General features: G+C 65.1%; 11 protein-coding genes. 6 read left to right on the top strand and 5 right to left on the bottom strand.

Annotation, left to right across the window (positions count from 1 at the left end):
* Positions 1-90: 90 nt before the first annotated feature.
* Positions 91-486, bottom strand: coding sequence for a hypothetical protein (locus V7R84_RS13610; RefSeq protein ID WP_338569938.1), 396 nt, complete (start codon positions 484-486; stop codon positions 91-93).
* 62 nt (positions 487-548) lie between these two features.
* Between V7R84_RS13610 and V7R84_RS13605 the strand changes: the two genes are divergently transcribed.
* Positions 549-719, top strand: a complete 171-nt coding sequence (locus V7R84_RS13605; RefSeq protein WP_338569935.1) for a hypothetical protein — start codon at positions 549-551, stop codon at positions 717-719.
* Positions 720-1245: 526 nt separating this feature from the next.
* On the opposite strand, the gene V7R84_RS13600 is transcribed toward V7R84_RS13605, so the two are convergent.
* Positions 1246-2361, bottom strand: a complete 1116-nt coding sequence (locus V7R84_RS13600) for a MalY/PatB family protein (protein ID WP_338569933.1) — start codon at positions 2359-2361, stop codon at positions 1246-1248.
* Between the two features lie 360 nt (positions 2362-2721).
* Here V7R84_RS13600 and ileS point away from each other — a divergent pair, with 360 nt between their 5' ends.
* The 3 genes from ileS to V7R84_RS13585 all read left to right on the top strand — a co-directional run bounded on the left by ileS (position 2722) and on the right by V7R84_RS13585 (position 8946).
* Positions 2722-5847: an isoleucine--tRNA ligase gene (gene ileS, locus V7R84_RS13595; RefSeq protein ID WP_338569932.1), complete on the top strand. Its 3126-nt coding sequence runs from the start codon at positions 2722-2724 to the stop codon at positions 5845-5847.
* A 216-nt stretch (positions 5848-6063) separates the two neighbouring features.
* The gene (locus tag V7R84_RS13590) at positions 6064-7056 is read left to right on the top strand and encodes an FHA domain-containing protein (protein ID WP_338569931.1); all 993 of its coding nucleotides are present in this window, start codon (positions 6064-6066) and stop codon (positions 7054-7056) included.
* Positions 7057-7710: 654 nt separating this feature from the next.
* Positions 7711-8946 carry a hypothetical protein gene (locus V7R84_RS13585; RefSeq protein WP_338569928.1) on the top strand — a complete coding sequence of 412 codons (1236 nt, stop codon included), beginning with the start codon at positions 7711-7713 and terminating at the stop codon, positions 8944-8946.
* Positions 8947-9181: 235 nt separating this feature from the next.
* Here the strand turns inward: V7R84_RS13585 and dcd are convergent, their stop codons facing one another.
* Positions 9182-9757, bottom strand: a complete 576-nt coding sequence (gene dcd, locus V7R84_RS13580) for a dCTP deaminase (RefSeq protein ID WP_338569926.1) — start codon at positions 9755-9757, stop codon at positions 9182-9184.
* 227 nt (positions 9758-9984) lie between these two features.
* On the opposite strand from dcd, the gene V7R84_RS13575 reads away from it, so the two are divergent.
* Positions 9985-11868, top strand: a complete 1884-nt coding sequence (locus V7R84_RS13575; RefSeq protein WP_338569923.1) for an ABC transporter ATP-binding protein — start codon at positions 9985-9987, stop codon at positions 11866-11868.
* A gap of 153 nt (positions 11869-12021) precedes the next feature.
* On the opposite strand, the gene V7R84_RS13570 is transcribed toward V7R84_RS13575, so the two are convergent.
* Positions 12022-12540: an RloB family protein gene (locus V7R84_RS13570; RefSeq protein ID WP_338569921.1), complete on the bottom strand. Its 519-nt coding sequence runs from the start codon at positions 12538-12540 to the stop codon at positions 12022-12024.
* Between the two features lie 80 nt (positions 12541-12620).
* Positions 12621-13988, bottom strand: coding sequence for an ATP-binding protein (locus tag V7R84_RS13565; protein WP_338569920.1), 1368 nt, complete (start codon positions 13986-13988; stop codon positions 12621-12623).
* 159 nt (positions 13989-14147) lie between these two features.
* On the opposite strand from V7R84_RS13565, the gene V7R84_RS13560 reads away from it, so the two are divergent.
* Positions 14148-14876, top strand: coding sequence for a 4'-phosphopantetheinyl transferase family protein (locus tag V7R84_RS13560; protein WP_338569919.1), 729 nt, complete (start codon positions 14148-14150; stop codon positions 14874-14876).
* The last annotated feature ends 5 nt before the right edge of the window (positions 14877-14881 follow it).

The following is a 14881-nucleotide window of genomic DNA, read 5'->3' as shown; positions in this document are numbered from 1 at the left end:
TTGCTGGCCTCACAGCGCAGGCAAACGTGAACAAGCCCAGCAAACCATTGCCAAGGCCAGCGAATCAGGAGTAAGGCCAGCAAACCGGGGTCAGGAGCTGCGACGGGCGGGCCAGACGGGGCTGGTGTTCGCGAAACCGGCGTTCAGCAGAGCCGCGAGCGCGGCTTGGTCGTTGGCCTCCTGCCAACCCCACCGGACGATCCAGTACCCGCACGCACGGATTCGTTGTTCGCGACGCTTCTCCGCCATCACGACATCCGCCGCGGACTGGCCGGGACTGAGCAGCTCGCGGTACTTGATGCGCCCGTCGACCTCTCCGACGAGACCGTGCTCGGGCCAGCCGAAATCGGTGCGGGCGACGAACTCGCCATTCGCGTCGAAGATCTCGAACTGTAGCTCCGGGGCCGGGATGCCCGCCCGCAGCATGTGGAACCTGCTCAGCGACTCGGCGGGGGACTCCGCCCGTCCGTCGCCGAGCGCCAGCACTCGCCTGCCTCACCCCGTGAAGCCGGGGATGCCTGTGCAGCTCGTCCTGAAGAAAGTCGCGCTTGAGACCGCGACCCAGGGCGGCGTCCACCACCGCGAGACCCCACCCGAAGGGCGACGTGCGGGCCAGGTCGGTCACCGTGCGCGACAGGGTGGTCACCGGTAACCCGGCGATGCGCGTGACCTCGTCGTCGTGGATGGCGGTGCGACGGACCCGGAGAAGGTCGCTGTGATCGCCATGCCCGGGAGTGCGGCGGGTCATGGTCACCTCCCGCAACGACTCGATGCGCACAGGTAGGTCGTGCAGCACTGCGGCCGAGGTGTGACTGAAGACGCTCGAGTCGTGAACGTCGATGGCGGCCGCCTGGATTCGTCGTCGGTGCTCCGCGAACACGTCCGCCTGCTGCGTCGGGGCGTAAACACCGCGCCTAAGACGCACCATCGTGCCGTCGCGGAGGTGCTGTTTGAGTTGGGCGTCGGTGAGACCCAGGGTCGTGAGATGCTCGTGGGTCCACAGGGTTGTGCGTGTCATGCCACCATTGGAAGCCACGTTGACTTTGCGCTGTCAAGGACCAGTTTTTCGCCTGTGGAAAACTCTCCCTTGGGGCTGTTCTCTGGCACGTCGGTTTGCTGGCCTTAGCACCTATTTGCTGGCCTTGTTCACGTTTGCCTGCGCTGTGAGGCCAGCAAACGTGAACAAGCCCAGCAAACCCGGATTAAGGCCAGCGAAACAACGGTGGGATCGGGCGGCAGGTGGGGTTACAGCGATGCTGCCATCCGGTGCACCGCCTCGGAGATGATCTCCTTCGACGTCGCCAGGTTGACGCGCACGAACTGGGCTGCCGACGGGGCGTAGTCGGTGCCCTGGCCGAAACGGACCTTCGCTTTCTCGAAGAAATGCTGGCCCGCGTGGTCGAGGCCCAGAGGGGAGCAGTCCAGCCACGCCAGGTAGGTGCCCTGCGAGGGCGTGTAGGTCAGCTCCGGAATGGCGCGGTGGAGTTCGTCGGCGAAGTGCTGCTTGTTCTCGCGGATCTCCGCGGAGGCCTCCGCCAGCCAGTCGCGACCCTCGGTCAGGGCCGTCGCATGCGCCACCACCCCGAGGTAGCTGGCCGACTCTGGAACGTAGCCGCTGAGACCCTTGACCACATCTGCGACCTCCGCACCTGGGATGATCAACCCAGCCTTCAGGCCGGCCAGGTTCCACGATTTCGACGCCGACGTCACGACGAACGCCCGCTCGCCACCTGGCACCTGGTGGAGGGGGGTGTGTTCCGCACCCGAGAGGGGGGCGTGGATCTCGTCGCAGATGACCGCGACGTTGTGGGCGTTCGCCAGCTCCATCACCCGAGCGAGTTCCTCGGCGGTGTGCACCACCCCCGACGGATTGTGTGGGGAGCACAGCAGGTAGGCGGCGGGATGTTCCTTCTCGAACGCGACCTCCAGGGCGTCGAGATCCAGGCGTCCCGCCTCGGTGGTGGGGACCTCGATGATGCGGCGTCCCGTCTCGTTGCAGACCGCCCGGAACGGCGGGTAGATCGGCGGGTTGATGACGACGGCGTCGCCGGGTTTCGTGGTCGCCAGAGTCATCTCCCGCATACCCGTCATGACGTCGCAGGCCAGCGACACCGTCGTCGGATCGATGTCCCAGTCCCAGACATCGGAGGCGAAGGACGCGAATGCCTCCTGATAGTCGGGCAGCTCCGGGTAGCCAGTGTCACCCTCGGCGACCATTCGCGAGAGGACATCCACCACCGCAGGCACCGGCCTGGCGTCCATCTCCGCGACGAACAACGGCAGCACGTCGGGCGCGAACCGGGCCCATTTGATGCTGCGCCGCCTGCGGAGGGTCTCAAGGGGGATGTCGAAAATGGCCATGGGTCGATCCTAGAGGTTTCACGCGCGGGCGCCCTTGATGCGGTGTCGAGGCGGGGTGTTCGTTCCTCATGTCCCGGCTCAACCGGTGTTGGGGGAGGGATAAGGTTACGTGCTGGTGCAACCGGCTTCAGAGAAAGGGCAGCCCTCGAATTGCCCGAATCGGATGTCTCACGCATACTTGTTCCCGCATCGCAAGGCATTGATGGGGCCATCACCCCGGAGCTGCCGGAAGAACGGCGCACGCTCACTAGACCCGGCCGCGATCGACAATCAAGTGGGACGCCCAGCGCGTCCAAGGAGGGTGGTACCGCGGGTTCCGGCTCGTCCCTCCGGTTTGTCCAGTCACTAACCGAGGTACCGATGAGTTCCTACAACGCAGTCCCTGCAACCGTTGATTTCCCCGCCCTGGAGCGCGAGATCATCGCCCTGTGGGCCGAGCGCGACACGTTCGCGAAGTCCCTCGAGAACACCCGCGACGGCGATCCGTGGACCTTCTACGAGGGCCCGCCGACCGCCAACGGCATGCCTGGGACGCACCACATTGAGGCCCGTGTCTTCAAGGATCTGTTTCCGCGTTTCAAGACGATGCAGGGCCGCCGCGTCGACCGCAAGGCCGGCTGGGACTGCCACGGTCTGCCCGTCGAACTCGCCGTCGAGAAGGAACTCGGTTTCTCTGGCAAACCCGACATCGAGGCCTACGGGGTGGAGCCGTTCAACGCGAAGTGTCGTGAATCGGTGCTGCGGCACGTCGACGCCTTCGCCGACCTGACCCGCCGCATGGGGTATTGGGTGAACCTCGACGAGGCCTACGTCACCATGACCCCCGACTACGTGCAGTCGGTGTGGTGGGCGCTCAAGCAGATCTTCGACAAGAGCCTCCTTCAGGAGGACTACCGGGTGGCCCCGTACTGCCCGCGCTGCGGCACCACCTTGTCCGATCACGAACTCGCGCAGGGCTACGAGGACGTCACCGACCCGTCGGTCTACGTGCGTTTCCCCGTCGCCTCCGGGCCGCTCGCCGGCCAGGCCGACCTGCTGGTGTGGACCACCACCCCCTGGACGCTGGTCTCCAACACGGCGATCGCGGTGCATCCCGACGTCGACTACGTCGTCGGCACGCATCCCGAACAGGGCAGCCTCGTGGTCGCGGAACCGCTGTTCGACGCGGTGCTGGGTGAGGAATGGACGCGCGGTCGCTTGTTCAGGGGATCCGAGATGGAACGCTGGGACTACCAGCGTCCCTTCGAACTCGTCGAGTTCCCCGCCCCCGCCAACTACGTCGTGCTGGCCGACTACGTCACCACCTCCGACGGCACCGGTCTGGTGCACCAGGCGCCCGCCTTCGGTGAGGACGACATGATCGTGTGCCGCTCCTACGACCTGCCGTTCGTCAACCCGATCCGCGCCAACGGCACCTTCGACGACGCCGTAAAGCTGGTTGGTGGGGTCTTCTTCAAGGACGCCGACGCGCCGCTGGTCGCCGACCTCCAGGAACGCGGTCTGCTGTTCCGTCGGCTCGACTACCTCCACTCCTACCCGCACTGCTGGCGCTGCCACACCCCGCTGCTGTATTACGCCCAGCCGTCGTGGTACATCCGCACCACCCGCATCAAGGAGCAGTTGCTGGCGCAGAACGAGGCCACCACCTGGTATCCCGAGTCGATCAAACACGGTCGCTACGGCGACTGGCTCAACAACAACATCGACTGGGCCTTGTCGCGCAGCCGCTACTGGGGCACGCCACTGCCGATCTGGCGCAACGTCGACGACCCTGCCGACCTGATCTGCGTCGGCTCCCTGGCCGAGCTCGGTGAACTGGCAGGTCGCGACCTTTCCGACCTCGACCCGCACCGCCCCTTCATCGACGATGTTGAGATCGTCCGCGACGGCGCCACCTACCGGCGCGTGCCCGAAGTGATCGACGCCTGGTTCGACTCCGGGTCGATGCCGTTCGCGCAGTGGGGCTATCCGCACGCCCCCGGCTCCGTGGAGAAACTGGAGGCCAACTACCCGGCAGATTTCATCTGCGAGGCCATCGACCAGACCCGCGGCTGGTTCTACTCGCTGATGGCGGTCGGCACCCTCGTCTTCGACGAGTCGAGCTACCGCAACGTCGTGTGCCTCGGTCACATCCTCGCCGAGGATGGCCGTAAGATGAGCAAACACTTCGGCAACATCCTGGAGCCCATCCCGCTCATGGACCAGCACGGAGCCGACGCGGTCCGCTGGTTCATGGCCTGCTCCGGGTCGCCGTGGATGGCTCGTCGTGTCGGGCACTCGACGATCGCCGAGACCGTCCGCAAGGTGCTTTTGACCTACTGGAACACCGTCGCCTTCCAGTCGCTGTACGCGCGCGCCTCCGGATGGGAGCCGGGCGCCGCGGTGCCCGCTGTCGCCGACCGGCACGTCCTCGATCGCTGGCTGGTCTCGGCCACCAACGAACTGATCCGCGACGTCACCGCTGCCCTCGACGACTTCGACACCCAGAAGGCCGGTGCGCTGCTCGCCGGTTTCGTCGACGATCTGTCGAACTGGTACGTGCGCCGCTCGCGGCGGCGTTTCTGGGCGGGGGAGGCCGGCGCGCTGGCCACCCTTCACGAAACCCTCGACGTCGTCACCCGGCTGATGGCCCCGATCATGCCGTTCGTCACGGAACGGGTGTGGCAGGACCTGTTCGCCGCCACCGATCCCACCGGCCCCGAGTCGGTGCACCTGGCCAGCTGGCCTGTCGCCGACGAGTCACTGATCGATGCCGGTCTCATGGGAGCGATGGCCACCGCCCGGCGGATCGTGGAACTGGGGCGCGCGGCCCGCGCCGAGTCGCGCATGAAGGTGCGGCAGGTGCTCAAACGGATGCTCGTGCCGACGGCAGCCCTCGCGGAACTGACAGCGGAGCTCATCGCCGAGGTGCGCTCCGAGCTGAACGTCCAGGACATCGCGTCGTTCACCTCCGCCGGTGATCTCGTCGATCACACGGCCAAGGGCAACTTCCGGGCCCTGGGTAAACGGTTCGGGAAACTCACCCCGAAGGTCGCTGCCGCGATCGCCGCCGCCGACGCCTCCCGGCTTGTCCGGGAACTGCGGGAACGCGGCAGGTCGCTCATCGATTTCGACGGCGAGTCGCTGGAGGTGTCCGCCGACGAGGTGCTGCTCACCGAACGTCCCCGCGACGGCTGGAGCGTGGTCAACGAGCAGGGCGAGACCGTCGCCCTCGACCTGGAGCTGACCCCCGAGCTGGTGCGCGCCGGTCGCGCCCGTGAGGTGATCCGAGTGGTTCAGGAGGCCCGCAAGTCGGCGGGGCTCGACGTCTCCGACCGGATCCTTCTGCGTCTCGCCGCCGGGGCTGAACTGCTGCAAGCGATCCGCGAACACGCCGACCTGATCTCCGATGAGGTCCTGGCCGTCGACCTGCAACACGGCGATGTCGAGGATCCGACCGCGGAGGAACCGGAACTCGGTCTCACGGTGAAGATCACCAAGGCCTGAACACGTCTCCCCGACGCGCCCGGTGAGCGTCAGCGAGCCGGGCGTGTCGACGTCTAGGGTGGCCCTGTCTGGGGGGTCACGTCGGTCGTGGGGTTGCTGACGGTAGATGCTTGACAGGACAATTTCTGTATCCTGTTTGGCTGCCCGGGGGTGTTCCGACTCCGTTGGTGCGCGTTCCGGCGTTACGCTGAAAGCAAATCGACGACGGGAGAAGTGATGTCACTTCCTTTGGGTCCTTGGCGGCTTACCTACACACCCGGCCAGTGGTTGGTGCTGGCGGGACCGCGTCTGGTTGCGATCATGCAGCCTGCGCCGCCGAAAATGTCGGTACTCGTGAACCAGCTGTGGACGGACATGCAGGCAGCCGGTTCGTTGGCCTCACTGCTCGAGGTGCTGCGTGGTTATTCCCTGGATCAGATGCCGGACTTCGCGGCTTTCGTCTGGGATGGAGGGTCGCTGCACGGGTTGGCGCGCGGGCGGATCTCCGTCGTTGACATGGCGACGGGTCAGACTGCACTCGACGGATCGGGTGCCCTCACCTGGCACGAGGCGCCGCTGGGCACCATCCGTGGGCTTCGTGTCGACATGGGGGTCCTCGAATACGACGCGCTTCTTCACTTGCCGTTGGTCGTCGGAGCGGTTGGAGCCTCGGCGCTGCACCTGACCACCGACCCCGACCAGCTCGTGCGGTTGCCCGACGCCGAGCACCAGTTCCCCGAGCCCGTCGTGCAGCAACCCCAACCCGTTTCGGAGCCGCTGCAGCCCGTCAGCATGCCGGAAACCCAGCAGATGGCGGCTGCCCACAGCGAAGACTCCCAGTTCCAGCGTCCCGGTGCGGGCTACGCCGATGAGCCACAGCAGTACGGCCCCGTCGGCATCGGCGTGCAAGTCAACACCGGCGAGTTCGCCAATGTTGTCGGAGGATTGGTAGTCGGGCGTGCCCCTGACGCGGCACGCGGCCCCATGGGGTCATCGTTGATGCGCGTGCCCAGCCCCGGCAACGACATCTCCCGCAGCCACCTGCTCATCGAACCCGCAGGCCCCAGCGACGCGCGCGTCACGGACCTGCGCTCCACCAATGGCACCACCATCCAGCTCAATGGTGAGGAGCCATACCTGCTGGAGAACGGCGAATCGGTGACTGTCCCGATCGGGACAGTCCTCAACCTTGGCGACGGTGTGAGCCTGCGGGTGGAACAGGCCCGCTGAAACCACCCCCCACAAAGCTGGCTGAGTCGGTCTGCTCGCTTCTTGCGGCCCGACTCAGCCAGCTTTGTTCTATATGAAACTGGCCGCGTCGACACCACGATGTGAACGTCCAGATCTGTTGCCCGGCTGCAGGGTGATGCAGACCCGGGTTGTTTCTTTGTTGCTGCCCGGTTCGTGTGAACCTCACCGTTGTTACGCTGCGCACACACGCACGTCGCGCGGGGCCGTCAACACGAGGCCGGGGACCGTGGGCAGCGCGACGTTCCGGCGGGGCCGGAACGGCCTGGATTGACACATTTTGAACATCAACAAGTTTTCCTGGGGAAAGCTGTCCCCGCAGGGCTGAGAAGCGATCTGAGGTGAACACTCGTGGTTCCCGGCACATTCGCCGTTACCGGGTGCGGCCAGTGCTGCTCGATGACGTTTCCGATGCGGGAAATAAACAGGTATCCACGGGACGGCCCGCCGTTTATAGCCGACAGCGGCACCAGGTGTGTCAGGAATATCTCGACCGGCCCTGCACTATGCGGGGTACTTCCACGACCGCCCCCGCTCTCCGTAACACCGCCACATCCGGCGCGCAACAGTCTGCACCGATGCCTGGCAGGAATATGTGAAAACAAGAATATTTGAAAGAAAAAGTGAGGAAATCTGATGAAAAAAGCCTTAAAAATCCTCGCCGCTGCCGTGAGCATGTCCTTGGCGGTGCTCACTCCCGCCAGCGCGGCGCCCGAGGAGGAAACGGTCAGCAACGCCTACCTACATCTCGACGGAGCAATGGATGAGTGGGCCGCGGCGCCGGCTCTACGGTTGCCGTCGAGTTATCACGGAGGGCATCTGGATTCCTGGAACAACTCCGTCATCTATGACGACGCGCTGGTGATTATTGCCTACGCCAACCGCAAGGACAACGCCGATTCCCTCGAGCGGGCGAAGAACATGGGGGATGCGTTCCTGCAAATGCAGGCGAAGGATCCCATAGGTGATGGGCGCGTGAGAAACTCCTACGGGCCCGAGAACCTCTTCGACGCCGATGGTGTGCCGAACATCCTGAGTACGGGAACGGCAGCCGGCAACCAGGCATGGGCCGGAATGGCGCTTGCCCATCTCGCGCATGTCACCAAGGATGCGAAGTACCGTGACGGTGCGCTGCGCGTCGGTGAGTGGCTGCTGCGGGAAACCAGCGACAGCCGTGGAACCGGCGGCTTCACCGCCGGCTACGGGGCCAATGGGGAGAAAATGGCCTGGAACTCGACCGAACACAACATCGACATGGTGGGTCTGTTCGAGATGCTTCACCAGCTGACCAATGATGACAAGTGGAGCAAGGCCTGCGAGCAGGCCCGTGAATTCGTCAAGAGCATGTGGGACGAGAAGGAAGGGCGTTTCCACATCGGGACCGAATCTGATGGCGTCACCATCAACCGGGACGAGTACGTTCCCGAGGACGTGCAGTCCTGGGGTTACCTGGCGCTTCTTTCGGAACCCTACGCTCGGGCCCTGGACTGGGCTGTCGCCAACGTCGAAACAACCGACAACACCAATCCCGCCCAACCAATCGTCGGTGTGCGGTTCGCCCTGCGCACCAATCCGGAAGAACTGAGCCGCAACGACGACACGGTCTGGCTGGAGGGCACCGCCCACATGGCGCTCGCGTTGAGGGCCAGCGGCACGGAGGCGCACAAGCAGAAGGCCAGCGTGTATCTGGACAGCATCCACAAGGAACAGCTGAACGGTCCGAACGCGGACGGCAAGGGAATCCAGGCCAACTCGAAGGAAGGCTACTCCGGTGGCGATGACGTGAACTACACGAGCCTGCACACCGGTGCCACCGCCTGGTACCTCATGGCCAAGCAGGACATCAACCCGTTCCATCTTGTCGCCCAGTGATGTCATGACCGGCGCCGTGAAGCCGAGCGGAGGAACGGACGCAAAGCCCTGCGCTATTGTCCCCGGCCACCGACGTCGGTGACACACCGCACTCATGTGGATGGGGTATCCGGAAGCATCATCGGTATCTTCCGGATACCCCATCCACGTCCGGAGGCGATATGCCACATCGGTGGCACCGGAGGTCGTCACGACCCACGGGAGCCGGCCCCTCGAGATGCCTGGCGCTCTTTGATTACACCTTGGTGCGGTGGAAGTTCAGGTGGGAACGCGACGGGGTGGGGCCGCGCTGACCCTGGTAGCGGGATCCGTACTCCTTCGACCCGTACGGATGCTGGGCCTGTGAGGAGAGCCGGAAGAAGCACAGCTGCCCGATCTTCATTCCCGGCCACAGTTTCACGGGCAGGGTCGCCATGTTTGACAGTTCTAGGGTCACGTGACCGGAGAACCCCGGGTCGATGAAACCAGCAGTGGAGTGGGTCAGCAATCCCAGTCGGCCCAGCGACGACTTGCCCTCCAGGCGGGCCGCCACTGTCGCGGGCAGACTCACCTGTTCCCACGTCGAACCGAGCACGAACTCGCCCGGGTGCAGCACGAACGCGTCCTCGTCGCCGACCTTGATCAGCCGGGTCAGTTCGGGTTGCTCCTCGGCGGGGTCGATGTGCGGGTAGCGATGGTTCTCGAACACTCGGAAGAACCGGTCGAGGCGCACGTCGACGCTCGACGGCTGGAGCATCGCGGGATCCCACGGCTCCAGGGCGATCCGTCCCTCGGTCACCTCGGCCAGGATGTCTCGGTCGCTCAGAAGCATGCACCGAGCCTAATGGTTTCGGGGTCGGGCCTGGGGATGTCCTGCGGGGAGCAGTGCAGTGTCGTGGTGGTTCGTCCTTCTTCTCGCGACACGTTCCGGTCCGATAGGGGGCTCGGCGCTCATGAAACGTGCTCTCTTGCTTTGCAGAACCCCCTCTTATGGCTGTTTTGAGGACGAATTGGCCGTGGAAATGAAATTGAAACGGTGAAGGGGTTTACCCTCTTCGCATGAGACTTCTGGACGGACTGGGAGTGAGCCGGGCTGAAGGGGCGATGTTGAGTCCCCTCGCCCGCGACCGCTCGGTGCTGCAACACCACTTCTCGCGCGGCACGGCCCGTCGGATACTCCTGCAGGCGCGCCCGTTCACGATCTGGCTCATCGTCTTCGCCGTGACGGTCCTGCTGGGCAGTGCAACCACCGTGCTGCCGATGCTGTTGTTCCAGCGCATCATCGACGACGGAGTGCTGACAGGCAACACGGATCTCGTCGTGCAGCTGGCGTTGCTCGTCGCCGGGTTGGCGCTGGCCGGTGCGCTGCTGACGTTGCTGGAACGCTGGTGCTCGGCCCGGATCGGGGAGGGCCTGACCCAACGACTGCGATGTCAGTTGTTCGACCGCGTCAGCACCATGCCGCTGGCCTTCTTCACCCGCTCCAACACGGGCAGGGTCATCTCCCGTATTTCCGGGGACGTCGCGGGTGCGCAGCAGGCGTTCACGTCGACGTTCTCGCAGGCCCTGAGTAGCACCACCACCCTGCTTCTCGTCCTGGGCTCGATGCTGGTGCTGTCGTGGCAGCTGACCCTGGCGGCCCTGGTGCTGCTTCCCGTGTTCATGGTGCCCGCGAAACTGGTGGCGCGTCGTGCCGCCCGTTTGGCGCGCCTGAGGATGGATCATCAGGCGGAACTGACCGACACGATGACGGAACGCTTCACCGTCTCCGGGGCGATGTTGGTGAAACTTTTTGGCGACCCGCGACGCGAGTCCCGGATGTTCGAGGAGCAGGCTGGGCAGGTGGCCCGCGACGGGGTGCGGATGGCGATGATGGTGCGCGTCTTCTTGTCCACGCTGACCCTGTTGGGGGCCCTTGGCACCGCTCTGTTCTACGGGCTCGGTGGCAGTGCCGTCATCGAGGGACGACTCAGCCTCGGCACCCTCACCGCGATGGTGGCGCTGCTGGCGCGTCTCTACGGTCCCCTCACGCAGCTGAGCAACCTGCGAATCGACCTGATGACCGCCATGGTCAGTTTCGAGCGGGTCTTCGAGGTGCTCGATCTGAAACCCTCCATCTACGACGCCCACGACTCCATTGACGTGCCGGGCCCGCCGAGCGTCGAGTTCGACAAGGTGTGGTTCACCTACCCCACGGCCTCGGAGGTGTCGCTGGCCTCCCTCTCCCCGGAGGCCGGCAGGGAAAAGAAACGCGGCGAGAAGGTGCTGAGCGAGATCAGCTTCTACGTCGAGCCGGGACAGACGGTGGCTCTCGTCGGGCCTTCAGGGGCGGGCAAGACCACCATCACTCACCTGGTGGCGCGCCTCTACGAGGTCGAGTACGGGGCGGTGCGCGTCGGTGGCGCCGATGTGCGGGGCCTGAGGCAGGCGAGCCTGCGCGAGACCGTCGGGTATGTCACCCAGGATGCGCACCTGTTCCACGACACCATCCGCGCCAACCTCGAATACGCCCGGCCCGAGGCCAAGGAGGAGCAACTGTGGGAGGCCCTCGAGGGGGCGCAGCTCGCCGATTTCGTGCGCGGCCTACCCGAGGGCCTCGACACGATGGTGGGGGAGCGGGGCTATCGGCTCAGCGGCGGGGAACGGCAGCGGCTGGCGATCGCCCGGCTGCTGCTGAAGTCGCCGCCCGTGATCATCCTCGACGAGGCCACCGCGCACCTCGACGCCACATCCGAGCATCTCGTCCAGCAGGCCCTCGACGTCGCACGGCAGGGTCGCACGGCGATCGTGGTGGCCCATCGCCTCTCGACGGTGCGTTCCGCGGACCTGATCCTGGTGCTCGATAAAGGCCGGATCATCGAACGCGGCACCCACGACGAACTCCTGGCCGCCGACGGCGCCTACGCGAAGCTGTACCAGCGTCAGTTCGACACCTCCGGCTAGCACGTCAACGCCATCACGCCTGGTGCTCCGAGAACAAGGTCGTTTGCGACCAGCTGGGGGAGTCCTCATGGTGCTCAGCGAAGGAAGGCTGCCCAGGCCGCCAACACAACCGATTGGATCGATCCGCCAATCCCGGTGAATCGAGCCTTTTCCTCAGGATTTAGGGTCGTTCCGGAGAATCACCTCCAGCAGGGACGGCAGGGCGGTGGAGGGGTTCCGCCCGATCTCATTCGCACCGACCGGGGCGCGTGAGGCCCGACGCTTCGCCTCAGGATGTTTGAGGTAAGGAAAGGCCGGAGGGATGGACTTGCCCAAGCCGTGACGTCTAGCGGCCTGCTGGACCTCGCTGCTGGAGCCCTCCCGTGTCCAGTCCTCGAAGTGCCAGAGGAGCCAGACCTCGAAACAGGGGTTGGACACGGCGGCTGAGAAGTTCTCCTGCTGTGTTTCCCGGAGAACGGGGGTGAGCTTTGCGTGCTGGTCAACATCCAGGAGCAACCGGACCTCGTCATAGTCATCGGTGTGTGAATGACATCGTGCCTTCGCGGTTTTGAGCACCTTACTCGGTTCTCCTCTGCCGTCCACCACGTCAATTGGGGTCACCTGCATCCCATCGGGGCGAAGGGATTGCATGAGGCCTTCGAGGTACTCTTTCTCCGTTTTTCCCTCGGTCACCACCAAGAGCTTGCGATTTTCTCGTCGGGTTCCGGTCCGTCGGTTCAGTGACCTCGCCGGTCGGCGTTTGTGTCGTCCGCTCATATCGGCAGTTGCTCCTGGACGCCGACGAGGTGCCGAACCTGGGTTGGGGCGAGGCGCGGGAGTGCCCCGTAGCGTCCCGACAGGTAACGACGGGCGTGGTTCTGTTCGGCCCGGGTGGGGAACTCATCGAGGCTGAAGAGGTCGCTGACCCCCTGCGCGTTCTTCTGGGTGAACCAGACCTGCTCGGGGGTGAGTCGCGCTGGGTTCACGTTGTCGATGAAGTGCGTGTCGTGTGTGGTGAAAACGATCTGGGCGCCGTGAGGATTGATGTCCGGGTCGGTGAACATAGAGACCAGCACCTGCGCCAGCTGCGGATGGAGACTGGCGTCGAGTTCGTCGATGCACAGCACCCCGCCGCTGCGAAGCCTGGCCAGGGCCGGGACCGCCAGGCCGAGCCACGTAAGGGTTCCCGCGCTCTCGGCGTTCAGATCCAGGGGATAGGCCCCGTCGACCCCGAGGTGGTGGAATCTCAGGGCGCGACGAAGCTGAAGGATCAACTCCTCGAGCTGGTCTGCCTCCAGGACCAGATTCAGATGGACGGGACCGCGGGGTGTGTCATCCTCTGGGGCCTCGGGCTGCGTCGCGTCGGTGGCCGGGCTGAGGTTCATCAGGAATTCCTTGAGGTGCTCGGGAAGCTCTCGTTCGCTCACCTCCGCATCGCAGATCCCGACGTCGGCCATGCGCAGCAACGTGACGAGATCGTCTGCCTTGAAACGCCCCTCGGCCAGCTCAGTCGTGAGTTGTCGAAGACGTTCCTCCCGTGCCTGCTCGGAGTAGGACACGAACTCGAAACCCTCGATGATCTCGCTGGCCAGCTGCTGGAGCTGCTCGTGTTTTGCGGTGAAGGCGCGGGACAGCATTAGTTCCCGGGGGCCGGTGATCCGGCTCAGGAGCGCGGCGCCGCCGCGCAGCCTGCGTCCCACCTCGATGTCGCCGCCGTGCCGGTCGAAGAGTGTCGTGGGCTTCGACGTCCAATAACCCCGGAGCCACTCCTCGGTGACCTCGTGCTCGGTGAGACTGAAACCGTACTCGTAGCGGACGTCGTCAACGACGAAGTCCAGGACGAAGGTCGAGGGCCGGTTGGCGGACTCGGCGTCCAGCAGGAAAGGCCTTCGGGGCAGTTTCGGGTCTCCCGCCCACGTGGTCGCTGAGTTTCGCACCATCGATGCGAAGAAGCGCATCCCGTGCAGCAGGGCACTCTTGCCGGAGGCGTTCGGACCGTAGATCGCGGCCACCCGGCTGACGTGGCGCAACCAGTGCGAGTCGCGCGGCACGTGGGACTTCAGGGTGTGCGAGACGAGGTTGAGGGTGGCCTCATCCCTGAAGCTGGCATGGTTCGACAGACTGAACTGAAGCAGCAACATGCGGCAATTGTGCATCATTTCATGCTATATGCGTCGGTTTCCATCCAAATGATGGATTTAGATGCTCATATATGCTTCAAGGCGGATCTTTCTCGCGGGGCTGTGGACGATGTGTGCTGGAGGTGAATCCCGACTCGAGGGTTCCGCTAGCGTGGTGGCATGGCTGTTTCCCCTTCCGTCGCTGAGCTGAGGCGACGCCTGGGTGTGGACGGAGCCCGCGGTGAACTGCCGGGACTGCCGGGGGTGCGTTGTCTTCCGGTGGCGGGATCAGCTGTGGTGCTGCTCGCCGACACGGTGGCCGGGGCGGCGTGGGCGCGTCGACGGGGCGACGTGCTCTCGCATGAGGAGGCGGAACGGGCGGCGCGGTTCGTCTTCCCCGGGCTCGGGGAGGCGTGGACCGGGGCGCACGTGCTGCTGCGCGAGGTGCTGGGGCGTGCGACGCTGATACCCGCGGCGGATGTGCAGATCCGCGCAGGCGAGTTCGGGAAGCCGTCGGTCAATGGGGTCGAGTTTTCGCTGTCCCACACGGGCTCCGTCGTGCTGATCGGTCTCGGGGATCTTCCGCTTGGGGCGGATGTGGAGAAGATCCCGGAGGAGCGGACGGTGGATCAGGTCGGTTCGAGTTTTCATCCACGGGAGATCGCGGAGCTGCTCGACCTCCCCGCCGACGAACGCCCCGAGGCGTTCGCGCGCGTCTGGGTGCGCAAAGAGGCCCTGCTCAAGGCCATCGGCACCGGGTTGTCGCGCGGCATCTCCCGCGACTACGTGGGCGCCGGAGCAATCCCGGGAACCCCGGTCGCCGGGCTGCACATCTACGACGTGGCGCTCCCGGGGATGCCCGACCACCGCGCGGCGCTGTGCACCACGGTGACCGCTGCCATCCCGTAGCGACG

Origin of the sequence: Arachnia propionica (assembly GCF_037055325.1) — a bacterium.
GTDB lineage: Bacteria > Actinomycetota > Actinomycetes > Propionibacteriales > Propionibacteriaceae > Arachnia.
This window is presented reverse-complemented; position numbering and strand designations above follow the sequence as displayed.

Coding starts and splice junctions, on each gene's coding strand:
- V7R84_RS13600 (WP_338569933.1), bottom strand. CDS start 2,361: ATGGCCATTTTCGACATCCCCCTTGAGACCCTCCGCAGGCGGCGCAGC.
- ileS (WP_338569932.1), top strand. CDS start 2,722: ATGAGTTCCTACAACGCAGTCCCTGCAACCGTTGATTTCCCCGCCCTG.
- V7R84_RS13590 (WP_338569931.1), top strand. CDS start 6,064: ATGTCACTTCCTTTGGGTCCTTGGCGGCTTACCTACACACCCGGCCAG.
- V7R84_RS13585 (WP_338569928.1), top strand. CDS start 7,711: ATGAAAAAAGCCTTAAAAATCCTCGCCGCTGCCGTGAGCATGTCCTTG.
- dcd (WP_338569926.1), bottom strand. CDS start 9,757: ATGCTTCTGAGCGACCGAGACATCCTGGCCGAGGTGACCGAGGGACGG.
- V7R84_RS13575 (WP_338569923.1), top strand. CDS start 9,985: ATGAGACTTCTGGACGGACTGGGAGTGAGCCGGGCTGAAGGGGCGATG.
- V7R84_RS13565 (WP_338569920.1), bottom strand. CDS start 13,988: ATGTTGCTGCTTCAGTTCAGTCTGTCGAACCATGCCAGCTTCAGGGAT.
- V7R84_RS13560 (WP_338569919.1), top strand. CDS start 14,148: ATGGCTGTTTCCCCTTCCGTCGCTGAGCTGAGGCGACGCCTGGGTGTG.